The sequence below is a fragment of the Chryseobacterium culicis genome, from assembly GCF_900108365.1.
Classification (GTDB): Bacteria; Bacteroidota; Bacteroidia; order Flavobacteriales; family Weeksellaceae; genus Chryseobacterium; species Chryseobacterium culicis.
On sequence record NZ_FNWQ01000009.1, the window covers coordinates 29,778 to 48,451 of the forward strand.

The following is an 18,674-nucleotide window of genomic DNA, read 5'->3' on the forward strand; positions in this document are numbered from 1 at the left end:
GTTAAAATTCAGGCTGTTAATATTATTTAAAAACTAATACAACTCCATCAAATCAAAATATAACCATGGCAGAATATTACGCAAAATCAAGCAATTCTTTAACTTTTGAAATCACAAAAGAAGAAAAATTAATTGGAAAGCTTACCTATACAAGCTGGTTTAAGTTCAACGCTGTCATAGAAATTGCTGGTGGACAAACCTATCAGGTGGAGCCGAAAGGGTTTTGGGGAACGACCATTGAGCTGAAAGATCAGGAAAGAGTGCTACTGAAATTCAGGATGAACTGGAATGGGGAAATTGTGGTACAGACCTACTTTGATGGCGTGAAGAACGGATACCTTTTCAAACACAGAGGGATTTTTAAAGAATCATTCGTCCTTACAGACCAGGAAGGAGTAGAGCTGATGGTTATAAAACCCCATCTGAAATGGACCTCAATGAATTATGAATACCAGATTACCACATCGGATAGTTTTGAAATGATAGCGGAAAAAGAAATTGTTTTAATTAATGCCTTGCATTGTGCCAATTACTATATGTCAATGATGGCTGCTGCAGTTATATAACAATAACCCAAACCTTACCTCTTCAGCGATGAAGTTATCAGATCACGAAGAGTAAGATTAAAAAAAACTGGAATTTATTTTATAAACCTGAAAAGCAGTAACAAAAAAACGGGTTTTTAGCCCGTTCCTACAGAATATTTTTACCGACAGATTTCTAAGAATTGAGCAGATCACTTAATGCCTGTTATCACAGTTTATCGGGAAATTCTTCTCGTTCTTATCTAAAAAAGTAATGGAAGGACAGCCAAAAGAATAGGCAATGAATCCAAATATTACAGGAGGTTTCCCTTTGAAAAGATGCCCCGTCCACTGAAAAATATTCGCTTCATCGGTTTCTATTCCATAAAGAGGAAGAAATTCTCCACCATCACTCGCGGCAAGAGAAAATGTCTTCTCAGCAATTTTTTCTTGGTGATTATTAATAACTACAAGCCTGCGTTCAACAACATTTTGTTCTTCAAGATAATCCTGCAGGTAATAGGTCATATTTTCATACTTCGACTGGTAGGTTTTCCCCATATTAAGTTTTGAGCGGGTAATAAAATATCTTTCCGAAATATCAGCACCGGCTTTTTGCCATTTGACAGCCTTCATTTTATTTTCTACAAAAGGATTTTTATTTCCAAAATAGGCAATAGCATTATTATACAGACCATCGTCTGCCATTTTTTGATGAGTAGCTACCTGGAAGCCCATCATATAAGATTCCGGATCTACTTCTTCACTATCAGAATAGGGGCTCAAATAAGCTACCGCTTTTAATTGGCTCACAGGCATTTTTTCAAGCTTGTTGCGGTCATACCTATAAATATACAGAGAATCATTTTCTGTAAGATGAATTCCTTCAAGGAGCTTTTTCCTGCTTGGAGCATCCAGTTCAAAATGCTGAAGTTCTTCAAAAGACATTTGTTTTTGATTGTTAACAATCTCCGCAGGAATCGGTTGAACTCCCTTATAGATATCTGAAACAGAAATAAAAATATCTGCGTCAGAATCTTTTTCTGCAGATGAAATGGTAGACAGACTGAAGATATTAAAATTGGTATAATCAATCCTGTCTTCTGCTTTTGTCATCTTTACAGAATCTTTAATGATGTTTGTTTCTTGGGGAGTTACTTTCTTCTCTTCTTTCTTGCAGCCTGTAATTAACAGCTGGCAACATATAATTGCTGAAATAGTTTTGATCTTCGTCATCTTTCTTAATAATTTATATATTCTCATTCATTTTATAATAAGGTTCCGAAAAATATTTACTTGGTTTGATATAAGCCCTTTTCCTTTCGGCATCAAAAATTCAGATAAATCTGCGCAGCATATCAGCACCCAAATAGCTGACATTTTGATTCTTAATTTCTCCGGAGAAAAATCCTGCAGAGACATCTTTGAACACAGTATTTCCCAACTTAAAATAGGGAAGGACAGCCTGCTTGGCGGTTAAAGTTTTACCTTCAGAATTTTTTAAAGTTTTCTGCCCGGTTACCTTCAGTCTGGTATCCAGATTATTAGCTTCTGCAAACTCGTTGCTGTACAAAAGGGCTCCTGAAAATCCGGATTGCAGTACAAAATAAGTTTCCTGCTGCTTATCATCTATAATATTATCTGCCGCAAGATAAAATCCGTCATGACTTAAAATAATAGGAATAGGCTCATAGCCTTTCAGATCAGGCATTTTATTGTACATCACAAATTGGTTATTGTCATAATCAATTTTAAAAATTTTACCTTCGAAAATTCCTGTTCCGATTTTGCCGTCAGCCTCATGTCCCGTTAACTGATTATCATAAAAACGAACATCTTTCTGTATAATTTTCCCTATTTGTACAGTATTGTAATCACTTATTCCATCTTTGGCGAAGATCATGTGATCTGCTTTCCGTTGCCGTTCGGGAGAAACTGAATAATCTTTCATTGCGATCTGGAACATCAGATCCAGTGAATCCTTTTTATTGACAAGGGTTTTTACAATGATATTATGATGTTTCGTGATCCGGAAGGGAATCGTCTGCTGGGCTTTTATACCGGAAAATCCGGCAGCAAAAAGTATAAAAAGAACTGTTCTTTTGAGCATTATAGGTGATTAGTGTTTTAAAACCTTAAAATTACCTATTATCTTTAAAAAAGCAAATAATAAAGTAAAATGGTAGAAAAAACTAATGCCAATTACGATTTCAAACCAAACTTAGATAAACCAATTTTAGCGCATTAAAAAATAAAAACGATTCTTAAAAAGTTTAATTTTACATCAATGGAAATACATCAAAAAAACATATCCACTCCATTGGGGGAAATGATTGCCTGTGCAGCAGATCAGGGCATATGCCTGCTTGAATTTACAGACCGGAAAAATATTGAAAAACAGCTGAAGTCTTTATCAAAGGTCTTGAACGGTGAAATTGTAGAAAAAGAACATCATCATTTTGTACAGCTTGAAAATGAACTGAAAGAATATTTTGAAGGAAAGAGAAATCATTTTGAAGTTCCGCTGTTGATCACAGGAACTGAATTTCAGGAAAAGGTCTGGCAGCTTCTCCGTGAAATTCCGATGGGTGAGATAAGAACCTATAAGCAGCAGTCTGAAATTCTTGGAAATCCCAAAGCAATACGTGCTGTAGGAACTGCCAACGGGATCAATAAAATTGCCATTTTAATTCCCTGTCATCGGGTGATCGGTTCTAATGGTGAGCTGGTAGGGTATGCCGGCGGTATCTGGAGAAAACAAAAACTGCTGGAGCTGGAAAAGGCTATTCTGTTCTGAAAATTTTTTACTTTTCAATACAAAATTGGAGATCAAATCCTTGCTAAAAGAGTGGAAGCAGAAAGAAATTATCCTAATAGAAGAATATCGGGAAAACAAAAATTAATAAACTTTAAGAAAGCTATTTCGTTTTGATTTTTGTAATTTTAAACAAAAATTTACACGTGAAAAAGTTAATAGCAGCACTTTGCATTTCAATTTCAGCATTCAGTTTTGCTCAGGATTATTCTGTGCCGGCAGCAAGTCCGCGTCAGAAGGTAGAGCAGCAGTTTTCAATGTCCAAGATCTCCATCGACTACGGAAGACCGGGAGTGAAAGGACGTAAGATTTTCGGAGAATTAGTTCCTTACGGACAGGTTTGGAGAGCAGGAGCTAACTCATCTACAAAAATTACTTTCGGACAGTCTGTTAATTTCGGAGGTAAAACAGTTCCTGCAGGAACATACGGATTATTCATTATTCCTACAGAAAAAGAATGGAAAGTTATCCTGAATAAAGACTTTCAGCAATGGGGAGCTTACACCTACGATCCTAAACAGGATGTAGTAGATGTTACCGTACCGGTTAGTAAACTGGCAGATAAGCAGGAATGGTTTGAAATTACCCTGAATCCTACAGACGAAAACTCGGGAAATCTGGTAATCAAATGGGATATGGCTCAGGCAGAAGTTCCTTTGAAACCATCAAAATTAGACACCGTGATCAAGATTTCTGATAAACTTAAGGAAATCAAGAAAATAGAATCTGATTCTACTAAAAAGAGCTAAAAAATGAATTTTTCTGTTCAGCCTGTTTTAGAGAATGAAGAATTTCAGTTAATCCCCTTACAGCAAGGGGATTTTGAATCTTTATATGAAGTGGCATCCGACCCTAAAGTCTGGGAACAACACCCGAATAAAGACCGGTATAAGAGAGAAGTTTTTGAAAACTTTTTTACAGGAGCTATGGAAAGTAAAGGTGCTTTCAAAATTATTGAGAAAGCTACCGGAGATGTATTGGGAAGCAGCCGTTATTATGATTTTGATGAAGAAGATAATCATATTTTCATCGGGTATACTTTCTACGGTACAAAATCATGGGGAAAAGGGATCAATCCTCAGGTTAAAAAGCTGATGCTGGATTATATCTTTCAATTTGTAGATAAAGTTCATTTTCATGTCGGAAAAGAAAATTTCCGTTCGCAGACCGCTTTGGAAAGATTGGGAGGACAAAAAATTGCTGAAGAAGAGGTTGCTTATTTTGGAGAAGCTTCCAGAACCAATTTCGTATATGAGATAAAAAAAGAAAACTGGGTATGAAAAAATTCAAAATTCAACAGTCGCCTTTTATCGTCCCTACTACAGACGGAAAGCTGATTGAAGAACATTGGGGAAATTCTACAGGAAATTCCAATGTTTCTATTGCTCATATGGTAGCCCCGCCGGATTGGAGTGAGCCTCATCAGACCCCGGAATTTGATGAATTCACCTATATCATTTCGGGGAAAAAACAGTTTGAAATCGACGGTGAGATTGTCGTTTTGGAAAGAGGACAGAGCATCCTGATTGAAAAAGGAGCACGAATCCGTTACAGCAATCCGTTTTCAGAACCGTGCGAGTATCTTGCCATCTGTCTTCCTGCTTTCTCTATGGAGCTGGTACACAGAGAAGAAGAAGGCGTAGACTAAAAAACATTTAAATAATATTAAAAGGCAAATTTGCTCACCCGCGAATTTGCCTTTTTGATACTATTTTAAAATTTCTTTCAGGAACATCAGCGTATGATTCCAGGCTCTTTTGGCCATTATTTCATTATAATCCGGTGATTTGGGATCTGTGAAGGTATGTTTAGAATGAGCATAGGTGATGATCTGCCAATCGGCGTTCCCTTCATTCATTTCTTTGATGAGGTTATTATAATCATCTGCAGTCACGCTTTTATCATCAGCTGGATTTTCAACAAGAATTTTAGCAGTTAAAGCATCATTTTTTCGACTCTGGTCTTTCGCAAGACTTCCGTGAATAGAAACAACGCCTGCTACAGGAAGATGTCCTCTTGCAGATTCTAATGCTCCGGTACCTCCGAAACAGTATCCGATGACCGCTACTTTATCAGAAATTGCCCCATTTTTCTTCAGCTGATCCAATGCCAGCGAAATTCTTTTTTGGTATTCCTGATAATTTTGTTTGTAATATCCGGAAGTTTTGGCAGCAGACTCATTGTCTGTGGGAATTTTTCCTTCACCATAGATATCCGCAATAAAAGCAATGTAGCCTTGTTTTTCCAGTTCAACAGCTGCCGTTTTAGCTTCCTCGTCAATACCTTTCCAGGCCGGAAGAATCAATACTCCGGGAAGCTTTTTTCCTGCATTGGAAGTGACCAGACCATTCAGTTTCTGTGTGCCGTCCTGATAGGAAACGGTTTTTAATTTTTGACTGAAAAGGGTTCCTGAAGCCATAATCATTGTGGTTAATAAGATGGAACGTATCATAATTATTGTGAATTAGTTGATTGTAAAACAGGATTAAATGTAAGGAATTATTTAAAAGAACTCAACTTCAGGGAAGAATTTCTTCAATTCTTTTATTCCTGTCTGTAAAACTGATATTCTCCGTTCTGATAGTAAGCATTGATATGCTGAAGACCATTGGTAAGGATGATTTCTTTCGCTCCGATAATAGAATTATATCTGGCTGTCTGCTCAAAAGTTTTTTCGGTTAATTTAATCTGTGGCGCCTTACATTCAATCAGAATTACGGGTTCTGTTTTTTCAGTAATCAAAAGGTCAATTCGTTTGGTAAGACCGTTCAGAATAATCTTTTTTTCGGTAATCAAGGCAGATGTAGAATACGATTTTATGGTAAGGTAATAATGTATCCAGTGCTGTCTGACCCATTCCTCAGGAGTGAGCAGAAGATAAGTTTTACGAACCAAATCATAAATAAAAAACTTATCTTTGTCTTTCTTGAATTTAAAATCAAAAGTTTCCTGAAAATTCAGTTTTGGAAGTTCCATTAGTAAGATGAAAGAATTAGATTTAATCCTCAAAAATATTAAAAATAAAGAAGTTTTACCTATTTATTTTTTCCACGGAGAAGAAGCCTACTTTATTGACGTTGCCGTAAAAGCCCTCGAACACAACTTTTTGGAAGAAGACGAAAAAGCTTTCAACCAGACCGTGACTTACGGAAAAGATACATCTTATCAGGAAATACTTTCTCTGGCGAGACAGTTTCCGATGATGGGAGATAAGCAGGTGATTATTGTAAAAGAAGCTCAGGACTTAAGACTCAATGAAGAGGAAAACAGAATTCTGGAATCTTACGTAGAAAATCCGGTACCCTCTACAGTACTGGTTTTTGCCCATAAGCATAAGAAGCTGGACAGCAGAAAAAAAGCCGCCAAAGTCTTAGATAAAGCCAAAGCCCTTTTCCTGAGCGAATCTGTAAGAGAAAACAATCTTCCGAAATGGATTTCGGATGAATGTGCAAAACTTAAAATCAATACAGCCCCGAATATTTCTCATCTTCTGGCAGAATATCTGGGCAACGATTTGTCAAGAATCGCCAACGAACTGAACAAGTTAAAAATCATCCTTAAAGAAGGCGAAATTCTTGATGGAAGTATTGTTGAAAACCATATCGGAATCAGCAAAGAATATAACGTTTTTGAACTTCAAAAGGCTTTAGGAACCAAAAATGCCAATGCTGCTTTTAAGATTGCCCACTTCATGGGTAAAAATCCGAAGAATAATCCCTTCGTCATGATGCTGGCAAGCCTTTACAATTATTTTTCGAATGTTATCATCTACCAGACTATGGCTGGGCAGCCTCCACAGGCCATTGCATCACAGATGGGCGTAAATCCGTATTTCATCAAAGACTACGCAGAAAGTGCCAGGCTCTATCCTCTGAAACATGCGACAAGAGTTATTTCTATTCTGCGCGAATTCGATATGAAAGGGAAAGGTCTTGGAGCCGTTAATATGGGAGAAGCAGAACTGATCAGAGAGCTGGTGTACAAAATTATTAATGTAGATAAGATTAAGATGAAGGTGTGAGGCGAGATGCGGGAGAGAAAGATAAGTCCTTCAAATTATAAGATAGGAGAGATAAAAAAAAAGAAGTTTTTTTTAATTTTCGTAATCTAAATTCGTGTAACCCGAACTTCCGAACCGTGAAAACAGCTGCCATCGAAATTCAACATATCAGATATTGACAAGTATCATTAAAATAACTTTAAGGAGAAATTAAAAATTCCGAAATTAGCAGTCTTAATTCAAATTAAATCTTTTCGAACAAAGTAAATTATGGAGCAAAACATTTTAGATTGTGTGATCGTTGGATCTGGGCCTTCTGGCTTCACCGCTGCTATCTATGCAGCAAGAGCAGACCTGAAACCTGAACTGTATACAGGTCTGGAGCCGGGCGGACAATTAACAACCACTACAGAAGTTGACAACTTCCCAGGATATCCAGCCGGGATTACAGGTCCTGAAATGATGATGGATCTGCAAAAACAGGCAGAAAGATTTGATACCAAAGTTCATTACGAAATGATCACTAAGGCTGAATTCTCTAAAGAAGTTGGCGGTGTTCACAAATTATATGCAGGAAACAAAGAAATCCTTGCCAAAACAGTTATTATCTCTACAGGGGCTACAGCCAAATATTTAGGTCTTGAGGACGAGAAAAAATATGCAGGCGGTGGTGTATCTGCCTGTGCTACATGTGACGGATTTTTCTACAGAGGAAAAGATGTAGTGGTGGTAGGAGCAGGAGATACCGCAGCAGAAGAGGCTACTTACCTTGCAAAGCTGTGTAAGAAAGTTACACTATTGGTGAGAAAAGACGTATTCAGAGCTTCAAAAGCAATGGTTCACAGAGTAGAAAACACTCCGAATATTGAAGTGAAATTCCACCATGAATTGATTGGTATTGAAGGAGAAAACAGTCTTGTGGAGAGAGCGGTAATCATCAATAACCAGACTCAGGAAAAATCTACAGTGGATGTAGAAGGTATCTTCATCGCAATCGGTCACAAGCCGAACACAGATATCTTTGCCGGTCAGGTAGATCTTGATGAAAACGGGTATATCCTTACAGAAAAAGGTTCCTCAAGAACCAATCTTCCGGGAGTATTTGCCGCCGGTGACGTTCAGGATCACATCTACAGACAGGCTATTACAGCTGCGGGAAGCGGATGTATGGCAGCCATGGATGCAGAAAAATACTTGGCTGAATTACACTAATAACATTCAGTTTATACAATACAAAGCGTACCCTTGGGTACGCTTTTTTTATAATTACCCCACAATAATCCAACTGAAGACGGGATCATTCCCCTCCCTTGGATGGGTAGCGAAAATTCTGAGAATTTTTGACGGGGTGGTTTTCAAAATTCACATTTAACATCTCTTCAGCCAGTTGAGAACGGCCTCGAGATCATCATGAAAGTGACTATTGGGACTTTAGAAGGGGATAGAGTGAGGGGATGGGTTCACAATAAAAAAACGGCTTCCATTAGAAGCCGTTTCTGTTATTTATATAAAGGAATTATCACTTTTTTAATTTTGCATTTTCTGCTTTTAAAGCTTTTATCTGTTCTTTCAGAAGATGTATGTATTCCTGCTGGTTTTCTAATAAATACTCTGGAATATTACAGTACTGATTATAATTGCCAGACTGATTGCTGGTATTAGAACTACTATCGTTAAATGTAAGGTTCTGTATAACAGTTGCTGTTTTCTCCTCTCTAATATTCTTTATCCTTAAAGTAAAATTACTACATTTAATGACTAATCAAAAAGAATATGGAAACAAAAGTCATCAAAATAACACACGTTACCGGAACCTATACCATTGAAGCTTCCCATGGAAAACTGAACGACCTGAAAACCCAGCTGGATAAATGCCTGAACGACGAGCAAGCAGCAATTGTGGTAAAGGGAGACGATGGAGATCAGTTTGTATATCCGTCCGAACTTTTAAAAAACAGCTTCATCGCTATCGTAGACAGGGAATAGGTGATTGTTTTTCGAAAAATAATTCCCCTGATTCCTAGTCTATTATTAAGTTTTGTTAAAATTTGTGGGGGAAAAGTTTTGCAGAAAATAAAAATCGTTCTATATTTGCACCACTGAAAACAACGGTATAGCCGGAGTTTAGGGAGAGTTGGCAGAGTGGTCGATTGCGGCAGTCTTGAAAACTGTTGACTGTAACAGGTCCGGGGGTTCGAATCCCTCACTCTCCGCAGAGTATGAAAAGTAAAATTTTCAAAAACGTTTAAAATCTATTAAAAGAGCTGTAATTTAATTAATTACATCTCTTTTTGCATTTTATTGTGTGATAAAATTTTTAAAAATGCTAATAATTTTTGTGGCAGAATCATGGCAGTTTTATTTCTAGAAAATAACTGCCATGAAAATTGTCTTAACTATTTGATTATTAACATGTAAAATGATTTGATATCTTGATTTTTTAGTGATTTAATTCGAATTTTATTAACCCTAAAAATCGGATTATGTTAGAGAGTAGTTTTGGCGTCAATTTTTTCTTAAAAACGCCGTGGAAGAAAGGTGATTATCTTAGATTTGTTTATTTACGAATTACTGTAGATGGCATTTCTAAAGAAATTTCAACAAAGAGAAAATGGAGTGTTGAACGTTGGAATCAGAAAACTGAAAGAGCAGTAGGAACGAAAGAAGATACTAAGTCTTTAAATCATTTTTTAGATTCACTCATTTCGGGATTAAATAATTTCAGGACCAAATTAAGTAATAATTCTGAGTCTATAACGGCTGTTAAGCTTATCGAATATATCCAAGGTAAATCATATCAGAAACCTAAAGTTTTAGAAGAGTTTCAAAAACATAATGAGGAAATGCTTAATTTGGTTATAGCTGGAGATTTTGCACGAGGAACTTATGATAGGTATGTCACCGCGAGATCACATGTAGAAGAGTTCATGCAATTTCAATATAATCGTAGTGACTTCGAATTTCGAGAGCTAAATTATAGCTTTGTAACGGATTATGAATTTTATTTAAAGACAGTACGTGGGTGTTCAAATAATACAACCTTAAAATACATTGCCAATTTTAAGAAAATTGTACTCAGAGCCATTGCGAAAGATATTATTCAAAAAGATCCCTTTATACTTTTTAAATCGAAAAAGAATAAGCTGGACAAACGGCCTTTAACGACAAAGGAACTTCAAAGATTAGAAGATAAAAAATTTGATTCAGAACGGCTGTCCATTGTACGAGATATTTTTGTTTTTCAATGTTATACAGGATTATCCTATATTGACGTAAAGCAATTGAGATACAGTGAAATCAAAGAAGATTCTGATGGAAGCTTTTGGATTATGTCTAATCGACAAAAATCAAAATCTCGGACTGATATACCTTTATTGGAAAAAGCTTTACTTATAATGAAAAGATACCAAGGGCATCCTCAATGTCATGATTCAAATCTTGTACTGCCGGTTCGTTCAAATCAAAAAATGAATGAATATCTCAAAGAGATTGCTACTTTGTGTGGAATTTATTCTGAGCTTAATACTCATATGGCAAGAAGAACTTTTGCAAGTACTGTCACTCTCAAAAATGGAGTTCCTATAAACGTTGTTAAAGAATTAATGGGGCATCATTCGGTAACTCAAACGGAAGAATATGCATTGACAACTCAGGAATTAATTAATAGCGAGATGAATAACCTAAAGACGAAGCTACGGACTAATACTGAAGATAACTTATCCAATATCAATTTAAAAATGATTCTTGATGAAAGTGAAATTCAACTACTAGTAGATTATGAAAGACTAAAAAATAAGATTTTAGGAGGTATAATTTGATATAATTATGAAAATAAAAGGAAACTTTTAAAGTTTCCTTTTATTTTATCATCACATAACTTTTGACACCTGGATGGTAGGATGGAGTATATTTGAAATAACCAAATTCTTGTAATTCTTTAAAATATTTGTGATACGTAGGATGAGTTTTAATATGAGAATACTTCATTAGCCTACTTCTGCTAACAAATATTTTTTTCTTCTTTTTTTGGTGTAGCCCAAGATATATAATTGCGGTCATCAGTGCAATGTGAACGGATGTTAGCCTTTCGTCTGATGAAAATTTTTTAAGTAGATTTACCCAATGTTCATTCATAATTAATCATTTTCAAATAAACGCTTTAAATCTGTACTGTTATAATAATATGATCCCATTATTTTTTTTGATCTTATTTTACTATTAATTCGCAAATTCTGTAAAGTAGCTGGAGAGATTTCTAAAATTTTTCTTACCGCCTTACTTCGTAACCATTCCCAATTTGTATTTTTTTTTTCATTGTGAATAGAACTGTTTGTGATCAGATATTTTATTTCTGAAATTAATTCATTCTTTAAGTTTTCTAAATCTTGTTTTGTTATATTTTCCATAGGATTTAATTTTATTATGTCAAATTTGAGCAGATTACTCAATGTGTTTTGTTTATTTGATTTATTAGCTTGTTTTGGCATTACTTGTCATTGAGATTTATAAATGTATTGTATATAGATTCTAAATATATTTTCTCAATAAACCAGTAAAAAGGCAGTTAAGGTATTTTTGCTAACCGTCCCATTATCCCACCAAAAGACTACGGCATAAATGGTTTGCTCCCTAATGGTGCCCTCCAATTATCCTTTTAGTTTTTACTCTTTGTCAACACTTCATATCTGCTTTCTTTTTTGCGGTTTTTCTTTTGAAAAATATTCAGCGAAGCCCAGGAGGGCTTTCAGAGAAAGAACGGAGAAGAGATTGAAAGCACATTACTAAAGGGACATTAATAGAGCTGATTGGCAGAGTTTATACAAGAGCTTGGATGGGAAAGGATGGAGTAGCGCACGCAGGTCTGAACTTCCATACATCACAAATTAAATTATACGGCAGTAATAAAAAGAACTGAAAGTAGTATTACGTCCTCCAACAAAACAAGTAACAAGGATATTGGTTAACCTAGATCCAATGACAGTAATAATGATGATCTCCAATTTTTATCAATCAAAAATATTTTATAACATTTTAATAACAATATCATGACACATAATTCAAATTTTAATGACAGAACAGGAAAATATTCACTTTTCAGCGTAAAAGAAATAGCATGGCACAACTTAGGGAAGACTGTTGAAGAACATCCTACAAGTGGAGAAGTCATCAAATTTGCGGAGCTTGCCTATCAGGCGGAAAAATCTCCATTATTTACAAAAGCGATTGGTCTTATAGAATCGCAAGATGAACTCATAATGAGTGATTCAGAATTGCAAGTTCCTAACTACTTAGCCAATATTCGCACACCTCTGGGTTGGCTGTATCTCACCAGAGTCATAGATTTGTTTGATAGAAAGGTCATAGGATAGTCATTAAGTGAAACGATGAAGGCTCAGGACACCCAGGTTGCTGCCTTGAAAATGCCACGGCTTCACCGTCCTTTACAGGATAATGATAGTTTAATTTTCCATGCGGACATACGGATACAGTATGCCTGCACATAATTTACATCAATAGTCGGAAAAAACATTACCCGAAGTATGAGCGGAAAAGGAAATTGTTATGATAATGTTGTAGCGGAGAGCTTTTTCAAGACCTTAAATACGGAATTTATTTATCAAAATAAATATGAAACTAGAGACCATGCCAAAAACTCTGTGTTTGAATATATAGAAACATTTTACAACAGTCACAGAAGGCATTCGGCATTCGGAAATTTAACCATAAAATAGTAAAAATTTAATGTCTAACCAATCTAAAATGTAGGATAAAGAGTATATAAATTTTGTCTCAAAAATAGTTACAAGTTCGTCAAAATTCTGTTATTATTTGAAGAACTACAAATGATGGAAAAACCTGCAATCATAGTCTATAAGAATGCAGGTAAAGTATCTTAATATCGTCGGGATTAATCTGATTGTTTATTAATTGAATCTGGATCCAAAGTGTTTTATTGTAATTAATTTAAATTTTTATACTCAAGTGGTGACAGACCTGTCTTCTGTTTAAAAAGGCGAGTAAAATGTTGAGGATACTTAAACCCCAGCTCATATGCAATCTCGCTAATCGATTTATTTACACTAAAAACTCTTTCCTTTGCTACATTTATTATTTTAAATTGAATATACTCCTGCGCTGTTTTTCCTGTTTCTCTTTTTATTAGGTCACCAAAATAATTTGGTGAAAGATTAAGTTCATCTGCACAGAATGAAACGGTAGGAATTCCTTGTTCTTTAGGTTTGTTTGAAGAGAAGTAATCGTTTAAAAGAGCTTCAAACTTTTCTACAATTCCCATATTTACTGTTTCTCTGGTAATAAATTGTCGATCGTAGAACCTTGTGCAGTAGTTTAAAAATAGTTCAATAGCCGAAGTAATTACTGTTTTACTATGCTTATCTATAGACTGATTAAGCTCATGCTGAATTTGTCCAAAACATTCTAAAATAATTTTTCTTTCTTTCTCCGATAAATGTAATGCTTCATTTGTTTTGTAAGAAAAAAAACTAAAGGTGTCCATATGTTTTCCTAAAGCAGTATTATGAAGGAAGTCTGGGTGGAACAGCAGAGCAGTACCGGAAGGTTGATACATTTCATTCCCTGTGACTTCAACAATTTGACCAGGAGCAAAGAAAACTAATGTTCCTTGTTGGTAATCGTAAGTATTGTTGCCATACTTAATGTCACCGCATTTTACTTCTTTTAATATGATGCAGTAAACATTAAAGATCATTTTATAAGCGTGCCTAGGATCAGCTTTTGATAGATCTGTAATTGTAACTAAAGGATGTAATGTTTCGTTATTATTAAAATCATTATAGTCCTGAACTGTATTAAAATTAATTACTCGTTCCATTTTTGTAGTATTTTTATAAAACAAAGTTATATTTTTATGCTTTATCATTCCTTTTTATAAATGATAATCCGTAATTATGGTACAAAATACCGTAATATATATACTTATTAGGCTAAGTGTTTGACGATTAGCATTTATTATTGTCTTATTTTTACTTCCAATTTTTTATTTCAATGGAAAATGATTTTGTTTATTTAGATTTTAATGCAACAACTCCTGTAGATCCTAGAGTGATTGATGAGATGAGTCCATATTTTAATAATTTTTATGCAAATTCAGGGAGCAGTCATTTATTCGGTATTGCTATAAATGAATCGGTTGAAAATGCACGAAAACAAATTGCTGATCTTATCACTGCAAATATTAAAGAAATTATTTATACTTCAGGAGCAACCGAAGCAGTAAATCTTGCTTTGAAAGGCTTTGATGAAACTAATAAAAAACATATTATTACTGTAAAAACCGAACATAAAGCTGTTCTGGATACTTGCAGTTTTCTTGAAAATCGAGGTTTCAATATGTCTTATCTTGATGTGGACAGAGAGGGGCATATCGATCTTGATGAGCTGAGAAATGAGTTAAATGAAAAAACACTGATGGTTTGTGTAATGTATGTCAATAATGAAACAGGAATTATTCATCCCATCAAAGAAATTGCGGACATTACTCGCCAAAACGGAAGTTTGTTTTTCTGTGATGCAACGCAGGCAATTGGAAAAATTCCTATTGCTGTTAAAGAATTAGATATTGATTTGATGGCTTTCTCCGCACATAAATTTTACGGACCGAAAGGTATTGGAGCACTTTATATTTCTTCAAGGTTAAAGAAAGAACTAAACTCCCAAATCCAAGGTGGAGGACAGCAATTTAATTTAAGAAGCGGAACTTTGAATGTGCCGGGAATCATTGCAATGGGAAAAGCGGCTGAAATAGCGATGTTGGAAATGCAGGAAAATAGAATTCATATCGCCAAATTAAGAGATGAATTGGAAAATGCTCTGCTTGAAATTCCTGAAGTTTATATTAATGGTGATAAAAATAACAGAATCTTCAATACCACAAATATTTGTTTCAAAGGAGTGAATTCTGAACAAATGATTTTATCTTTGGGAACGGTTTGTGTTTCCAGCGGTTCTGCCTGTAATGCAACGACTTCCAAACCTTCTCACGTTTTGAAAGCAATGGGTATAAATGATTCTGATGCACTTTCTTCAATACGATTTAGCTTAGGTAAATTCAATACAAGATCAGATATAGAAATTGCTGTTGAGAAAATTAAAAAAATTGTTGCAAAACTTCGGGAGGTGTAATTTACTTAGTGTCCATCACCTTTCTTCACCGAAAAAACGTGCAAGATCTGCGGAAATAATGCCTGAACATATTCTTTCACAGCACCTGCCGAACCAGGCAATGTCAAAATAAGCATATTATCTGAAAAGCCTGCAATACCTCTTGAAAGCATTGAGGTTTTTACGCGATCCTGTCCGTAATTTCTGGCGGTTTCCATAATTCCGGGAATTTCTTTTGTTATGAAAGGCAAAACCGCTTCAGGTGTTACATCTCGGTCGGATAAACCTGTTCCACCAGTGAAAATAAGCAAATCACAATTTTTATTTTTAAAAGATTCAATCTTTTCCTGAATTGATAAAATGTCATCGGGAATAACGGAATAATCAATGGTACTGATGCCTTGTTTTTGAAGGGCTTCCACCAATATTTTACCGGATGAATCTTCTTTAATGCCTTGAGAAACTGAATCGCTACACACCACAACTGCAGCGGTTAAATCAGTTACATCAATACTTTTCTGGTTGCTTTTTCCTCCTTTTTTTTCTAATAAACGAATGTTTGCAATCTCCACATTTTTATCAATCGGCTTCAGCATATCGTAAATAACCAGTGAAGCGACTGATGCACCGTGCATTGCTTCAACTTCAACTCCGGTTTTATAAATGGTATGAACTTCAACTTTGATATGGATATTCATTTCATCAAAATCATAGTTTATCGCTGCAAATTCAACGGGAAGAGGATGACAATCAGGAATCACATCACTGGTTTTCTTGATAGCCAGTAAAGCCGAAGCTCTCGCAAATTCAAGCACATTTCCTTTGGGCACCGTTCCGTTTTTTACTGCTTCAATCGTAGAAGCTGAAGATGTTTTAATGGTTGCACCTGCAATCGCCTTACGAAGTGTGAAAGTTTTAAAAGTAATATCTACCATTTTTTTATTGATTGATTTTCCATTGATGTGTTTCGTCCTCAAAAATTTCTTTACCCCAAATCGGAAGCTCAGATTTTATCCTTTCTACAACTTCATTACAAGCCAAAGTAGCGTTTTTTCTATGAGGTGAAGAAGTGAAAACAAAGAGACAAATTTCTCCTGTATTCACAACTCCAAGACTGTGATAAATATGCATACAAGTGAGTTCATATTTAACAAAAATATCTTCTCTTATGGTGGTCATTTGATTTAAAGCCAATTCCTCATAAGCTGTATATTCTATAGCTTTTACTATTTTATCATCAATTTTATCGGCTCTGATTTGTCCTAAAAATATCTGATGGGCTCCGATTTCTGTTTTTGCAGAATGATGCGAAATACTTTCTGCAATAAACGTTGGTGAAATTGCCCCTTCTAAAAATATATTTTTGATTTTACTCATTCTTTAAATTTTTTAAGTGATTGATTCCGCCTTCCAAACTACTGATTTGATATTCTGAACTTAAATTTTCCTGTAGTAATTGAGCTCCCATCAGGCTTCTTTTTCCTGACTGACAAATCACAATGATATTTTTATGCTGAATTTCAAATATCTTTTCATTTAATTGAGATAAAGGTATTGATAAATAAGGTAAATCGATTTTTGGAAATTCATCCAATTCACGAACGTCAATAATTAAAGTGTCCGGAATTTTTGCTGACTCTAAAAATTCGGAAGATGAAATGATTTTCACATTATGATTATTGATTCCACAATGCTCTTCATAATTCATCAATTCAAATTCATCAATTGTAGAAGGGAAATTAGAGTTACTTTCAATCTCAATCGGAATATCATAAATCGCTGTCTGATAATCCAGCAAATCAATGCTCATTAATTTATTGGCTAAAGGTTTTCCTATTCCGGTGATTATTTTAATAGCTTCTGTAGCTTGCAATGTTCCGATAATTCCTGGCAAAACACCTAACACACCGGCTTCATTGCAATCGGGAACTTCATTGGGTTTCGGCGGCTGCGGGAAAAGATTTCTGTAGCTTGTTGTGACTCCTTCTTTATTTGGGATATTAAAAACTGCAATCTGACCTTCATATTGATAAATGGCACCAAAAATCAATGTTTTTTTCATTATTCTGCAAGAGTCATCGATAAGATAACGTGTTGGAAAATTATCACTGCAATCTAAAACCAAATCATATTCATTGATGATTTTTACTGCATTTTTGGAGGTTATTTGCTCTGAAATGATGTTAATGAAAATATCGGGATTCATTAGACGGAGTCTTTTAGAAGCAACTTCAGTTTTTAGTTGACCAATATCTTCTGTTGTATACAAAACCTGTCGCTGGAGATTGCTTATTGAAACTACATCATGATCCACAATTCCAATAGTTCCTATTCCTGAAGCGGTAAGATATTGCAAAACAGGGCAACCCAAACCTCCGGCGCCGATGACCAAAACACGAGCCGAAAGTAGTTTTTGCTGCGCTTCAATCCCGAATCCCCGCAGTTTTATTTGTCTGTCGTATCTATCTTTATTTAGCATATTATCCTCCGGAATAAGGTGGCATTAAAGCTACCATATCATTATTATTAAGTATTGTAATTTCAGAAATTATTTTCTGATTAACGGCAACTCTCAGTTTTAAATCTTTTATGGATGGAAATTCCTGATAAATTTTATGTAACAATTCATCTGTTGTTTCAGCTTCCAGTTCAAAATTTGAGCCCGAAATTTCTTTCAATTTACCAAAAGTAATCACTTTAATATTTGCCATTAGTCTACTTTTTTCAGTTGGATGGTCTTTAAATTCTTCACATATCTTCTTCCTGTTGCAAAATCAGTGGGTGATAGAGTAGAAATCCCGTCATTCGGTCGGTCTTTTGCGTCAGTAATAATTAATGCAGTATCTCCAACTGCTGTATTGAAAATCTCATTCCACGAGAAAACGACTTTGTAATTATCTTCTGCGATGCAAACGATATAATATTCGCTGAGTACTTTAGGCGATTTTTCTTTAAAGGCAACTTTAGATAAAACATCTCTCAACAAAACCCCATTGGCATTTTCGAGGGTCGATTTATACTCCTTTAAATGATTCGTTATTTTCAGACTTTTAATGTTGTGCTTCTGAAATGCTTTTAAATCATCCAACGTCATTACTTTTTTCTCATTATCTGGATTGATAATTTCAAAACTTTGTCCAAAAGACAAAATTGAGGAAAAAATGAACATTATTACAGCTAAATTTTTCATATT

23 protein-coding genes and 1 tRNA gene are annotated in these 18,674 nt (G+C 35.0%); 13 read left to right on the plus strand and 11 right to left on the minus strand.

Features of this window, described 5'->3' with window-relative positions; all coding sequences use genetic code 11:
- Positions 1-65 precede the first annotated feature (65 nt).
- Positions 66-566 carry a hypothetical protein gene (locus BLW74_RS21190; protein ID WP_089696604.1) on the plus strand — a complete coding sequence of 167 codons (501 nt, stop codon included), beginning with the start codon at positions 66-68 and terminating at the stop codon, positions 564-566.
- 174 nt (positions 567-740) lie between these two features.
- Here the strand turns inward: BLW74_RS21190 and BLW74_RS21195 are convergent, their stop codons facing one another.
- Positions 741-1,787 (minus strand): hypothetical protein, encoded by a 1,047-nt coding sequence (locus tag BLW74_RS21195; protein WP_089696607.1) that lies wholly within the window; start codon positions 1,785-1,787, stop codon positions 741-743.
- Positions 1,788-1,860: 73 nt separating this feature from the next.
- Positions 1,861-2,634, minus strand: a complete 774-nt coding sequence (locus tag BLW74_RS21200) for a hypothetical protein (RefSeq protein ID WP_228425002.1) — start codon at positions 2,632-2,634, stop codon at positions 1,861-1,863.
- Between the two features lie 177 nt (positions 2,635-2,811).
- On the opposite strand from BLW74_RS21200, the gene BLW74_RS21205 reads away from it, so the two are divergent.
- The 4 genes from BLW74_RS21205 to BLW74_RS21220 all read left to right on the plus strand — a co-directional run bounded on the left by BLW74_RS21205 (position 2,812) and on the right by BLW74_RS21220 (position 4,987).
- Positions 2,812-3,321: a methylated-DNA--[protein]-cysteine S-methyltransferase gene (locus BLW74_RS21205; protein ID WP_089696609.1), complete on the plus strand. Its 510-nt coding sequence runs from the start codon at positions 2,812-2,814 to the stop codon at positions 3,319-3,321.
- A 164-nt stretch (positions 3,322-3,485) separates the two neighbouring features.
- On the plus strand, positions 3,486-4,088 hold the full coding sequence (locus tag BLW74_RS21210; protein ID WP_089696612.1) for a DUF2911 domain-containing protein: 603 nt from the start codon (positions 3,486-3,488) through the stop codon (positions 4,086-4,088).
- Between the two features lie 3 nt (positions 4,089-4,091).
- A complete protein-coding gene (locus BLW74_RS21215) occupies positions 4,092-4,619 on the plus strand; it encodes a GNAT family N-acetyltransferase (RefSeq protein ID WP_089696616.1) in 528 nt (175 codons plus the stop codon).
- Positions 4,616-4,987, plus strand: coding sequence for a cupin domain-containing protein (locus BLW74_RS21220; protein WP_089696619.1), 372 nt, complete (start codon positions 4,616-4,618; stop codon positions 4,985-4,987). Before BLW74_RS21215 ends, BLW74_RS21220 begins: the two co-directional genes overlap by 4 nt.
- Positions 4,988-5,047: 60 nt before the next feature.
- Here BLW74_RS21220 and BLW74_RS21225 read toward each other — a convergent pair whose 3' ends face one another.
- Positions 5,048-5,791, minus strand: coding sequence for a dienelactone hydrolase family protein (locus BLW74_RS21225; protein WP_089696622.1), 744 nt, complete (start codon positions 5,789-5,791; stop codon positions 5,048-5,050).
- Between the two features lie 92 nt (positions 5,792-5,883).
- A complete protein-coding gene (locus BLW74_RS21230) occupies positions 5,884-6,315 on the minus strand; it encodes a type I restriction enzyme HsdR N-terminal domain-containing protein (RefSeq protein ID WP_089696625.1) in 432 nt (143 codons plus the stop codon).
- A gap of 7 nt (positions 6,316-6,322) precedes the next feature.
- On the opposite strand from BLW74_RS21230, the gene holA reads away from it, so the two are divergent.
- From holA to BLW74_RS21260, 5 genes are all read left to right on the plus strand, one after another.
- Entirely contained in the window at positions 6,323-7,360 is a 1,038-nt protein-coding gene (gene holA, locus BLW74_RS21235) for a DNA polymerase III subunit delta (RefSeq protein ID WP_089696629.1), read from the plus strand.
- Positions 7,361-7,609: 249 nt separating this feature from the next.
- The gene (trxB, locus tag BLW74_RS21240; protein WP_089696631.1) at positions 7,610-8,551 is read left to right on the plus strand and encodes a thioredoxin-disulfide reductase; all 942 of its coding nucleotides are present in this window, start codon (positions 7,610-7,612) and stop codon (positions 8,549-8,551) included.
- A gap of 561 nt (positions 8,552-9,112) precedes the next feature.
- Complete coding sequence (locus BLW74_RS21250) at positions 9,113-9,325, plus strand: glyceraldehyde-3-phosphate dehydrogenase (protein WP_089696636.1); 213 nt, start codon at positions 9,113-9,115, stop codon at positions 9,323-9,325.
- 142 nt (positions 9,326-9,467) lie between these two features.
- Positions 9,468-9,552, plus strand: a tRNA-Ser gene (locus BLW74_RS21255).
- A gap of 270 nt (positions 9,553-9,822) precedes the next feature.
- Positions 9,823-11,157, plus strand: a complete 1,335-nt coding sequence (locus BLW74_RS21260) for a site-specific integrase (RefSeq protein WP_089696638.1) — start codon at positions 9,823-9,825, stop codon at positions 11,155-11,157.
- Between the two features lie 318 nt (positions 11,158-11,475).
- Here the strand turns inward: BLW74_RS21260 and BLW74_RS21270 are convergent, their stop codons facing one another.
- Entirely contained in the window at positions 11,476-11,745 is a 270-nt protein-coding gene (locus BLW74_RS21270) for a helix-turn-helix domain-containing protein (RefSeq protein WP_089696783.1), read from the minus strand.
- A 639-nt stretch (positions 11,746-12,384) separates the two neighbouring features.
- Here BLW74_RS21270 and BLW74_RS21280 point away from each other — a divergent pair.
- Together BLW74_RS21280 and BLW74_RS22885 are read left to right on the plus strand one after the other, a co-directional pair.
- A complete protein-coding gene (locus tag BLW74_RS21280) occupies positions 12,385-12,708 on the plus strand; it encodes a hypothetical protein (protein ID WP_089696645.1) in 324 nt (107 codons plus the stop codon).
- Positions 12,709-12,867: 159 nt separating this feature from the next.
- Complete coding sequence (locus BLW74_RS22885) at positions 12,868-13,071, plus strand: integrase core domain-containing protein (RefSeq protein WP_394331235.1); 204 nt, start codon at positions 12,868-12,870, stop codon at positions 13,069-13,071.
- Positions 13,072-13,298: 227 nt separating this feature from the next.
- Here BLW74_RS22885 and BLW74_RS21290 read toward each other — a convergent pair whose 3' ends face one another.
- Positions 13,299-14,192: a helix-turn-helix domain-containing protein gene (locus BLW74_RS21290; RefSeq protein ID WP_089696785.1), complete on the minus strand. Its 894-nt coding sequence runs from the start codon at positions 14,190-14,192 to the stop codon at positions 13,299-13,301.
- A 173-nt stretch (positions 14,193-14,365) separates the two neighbouring features.
- Between BLW74_RS21290 and BLW74_RS21295 the strand changes: the two genes are divergently transcribed.
- The gene (locus BLW74_RS21295; protein ID WP_089696651.1) at positions 14,366-15,502 is read left to right on the plus strand and encodes a cysteine desulfurase family protein; all 1,137 of its coding nucleotides are present in this window, start codon (positions 14,366-14,368) and stop codon (positions 15,500-15,502) included.
- Positions 15,503-15,507: 5 nt separating this feature from the next.
- On the opposite strand, the gene moaCB is transcribed toward BLW74_RS21295, so the two are convergent.
- The 5 genes from moaCB to BLW74_RS21320 are packed head-to-tail and all read right to left on the minus strand — an operon-like array spanning position 15,508 to position 18,671.
- Positions 15,508-16,416, minus strand: a complete 909-nt coding sequence (moaCB, locus tag BLW74_RS21300) for a bifunctional molybdenum cofactor biosynthesis protein MoaC/MoaB (protein WP_089696788.1) — start codon at positions 16,414-16,416, stop codon at positions 15,508-15,510.
- Positions 16,417-16,420: 4 nt separating this feature from the next.
- Entirely contained in the window at positions 16,421-16,858 is a 438-nt protein-coding gene (locus BLW74_RS21305) for a molybdenum cofactor biosynthesis protein MoaE (RefSeq protein WP_089696654.1), read from the minus strand.
- Entirely contained in the window at positions 16,851-17,960 is a 1,110-nt protein-coding gene (gene moeB / locus BLW74_RS21310) for a HesA/MoeB/ThiF family protein (protein WP_089696657.1), read from the minus strand. Before moeB ends, BLW74_RS21305 begins: the two co-directional genes overlap by 8 nt.
- A 1-nt stretch (position 17,961) precedes the next feature.
- Positions 17,962-18,192, minus strand: coding sequence for a MoaD/ThiS family protein (locus tag BLW74_RS21315; protein WP_089696660.1), 231 nt, complete (start codon positions 18,190-18,192; stop codon positions 17,962-17,964).
- Complete coding sequence (locus BLW74_RS21320; RefSeq protein ID WP_089696663.1) at positions 18,192-18,671, minus strand: hypothetical protein; 480 nt, start codon at positions 18,669-18,671, stop codon at positions 18,192-18,194. Before BLW74_RS21320 ends, BLW74_RS21315 begins: the two co-directional genes overlap by 1 nt.
- Between the last annotated feature and the right edge of the window lie 3 nt (positions 18,672-18,674).

What these genes read in the sequence shown, in the direction of transcription:
- BLW74_RS21230 (WP_089696625.1), bottom strand. Translation starts at nt 6,315, where the DNA reads ATGGAACTTCCAAAACTGAATTTTCAGGAAACTTTTGATTTTAAATTC.
- BLW74_RS21195 (WP_089696607.1), bottom strand. Translation starts at nt 1,787, where the DNA reads ATGAGAATATATAAATTATTAAGAAAGATGACGAAGATCAAAACTATT.
- BLW74_RS21260 (WP_089696638.1), top strand. Translation starts at nt 9,823, where the DNA reads ATGTTAGAGAGTAGTTTTGGCGTCAATTTTTTCTTAAAAACGCCGTGG.
- BLW74_RS21220 (WP_089696619.1), top strand. Translation starts at nt 4,616, where the DNA reads ATGAAAAAATTCAAAATTCAACAGTCGCCTTTTATCGTCCCTACTACA.
- BLW74_RS21250 (WP_089696636.1), top strand. Translation starts at nt 9,113, where the DNA reads ATGGAAACAAAAGTCATCAAAATAACACACGTTACCGGAACCTATACC.
- BLW74_RS21190 (WP_089696604.1), top strand. Translation starts at nt 66, where the DNA reads ATGGCAGAATATTACGCAAAATCAAGCAATTCTTTAACTTTTGAAATC.
- BLW74_RS21205 (WP_089696609.1), top strand. Translation starts at nt 2,812, where the DNA reads ATGGAAATACATCAAAAAAACATATCCACTCCATTGGGGGAAATGATT.
- BLW74_RS21315 (WP_089696660.1), bottom strand. Translation starts at nt 18,192, where the DNA reads ATGGCAAATATTAAAGTGATTACTTTTGGTAAATTGAAAGAAATTTCG.
- holA (WP_089696629.1), top strand. Translation starts at nt 6,323, where the DNA reads ATGAAAGAATTAGATTTAATCCTCAAAAATATTAAAAATAAAGAAGTT.
- moaCB (WP_089696788.1), bottom strand. Translation starts at nt 16,416, where the DNA reads ATGGTAGATATTACTTTTAAAACTTTCACACTTCGTAAGGCGATTGCA.
- BLW74_RS21290 (WP_089696785.1), bottom strand. Translation starts at nt 14,192, where the DNA reads ATGGAACGAGTAATTAATTTTAATACAGTTCAGGACTATAATGATTTT.
- BLW74_RS21270 (WP_089696783.1), bottom strand. Translation starts at nt 11,745, where the DNA reads ATGGAAAATATAACAAAACAAGATTTAGAAAACTTAAAGAATGAATTA.
- BLW74_RS21305 (WP_089696654.1), bottom strand. Translation starts at nt 16,858, where the DNA reads ATGAGTAAAATCAAAAATATATTTTTAGAAGGGGCAATTTCACCAACG.
- BLW74_RS21225 (WP_089696622.1), bottom strand. Translation starts at nt 5,791, where the DNA reads ATGATACGTTCCATCTTATTAACCACAATGATTATGGCTTCAGGAACC.
- BLW74_RS21215 (WP_089696616.1), top strand. Translation starts at nt 4,092, where the DNA reads ATGAATTTTTCTGTTCAGCCTGTTTTAGAGAATGAAGAATTTCAGTTA.
- BLW74_RS21280 (WP_089696645.1), top strand. Translation starts at nt 12,385, where the DNA reads ATGACACATAATTCAAATTTTAATGACAGAACAGGAAAATATTCACTT.
- BLW74_RS21200 (WP_228425002.1), bottom strand. Translation starts at nt 2,634, where the DNA reads ATGCTCAAAAGAACAGTTCTTTTTATACTTTTTGCTGCCGGATTTTCC.
- BLW74_RS21320 (WP_089696663.1), bottom strand. Translation starts at nt 18,671, where the DNA reads ATGAAAAATTTAGCTGTAATAATGTTCATTTTTTCCTCAATTTTGTCT.
- BLW74_RS21295 (WP_089696651.1), top strand. Translation starts at nt 14,366, where the DNA reads ATGGAAAATGATTTTGTTTATTTAGATTTTAATGCAACAACTCCTGTA.
- moeB (WP_089696657.1), bottom strand. Translation starts at nt 17,960, where the DNA reads ATGCTAAATAAAGATAGATACGACAGACAAATAAAACTGCGGGGATTC.
- trxB (WP_089696631.1), top strand. Translation starts at nt 7,610, where the DNA reads ATGGAGCAAAACATTTTAGATTGTGTGATCGTTGGATCTGGGCCTTCT.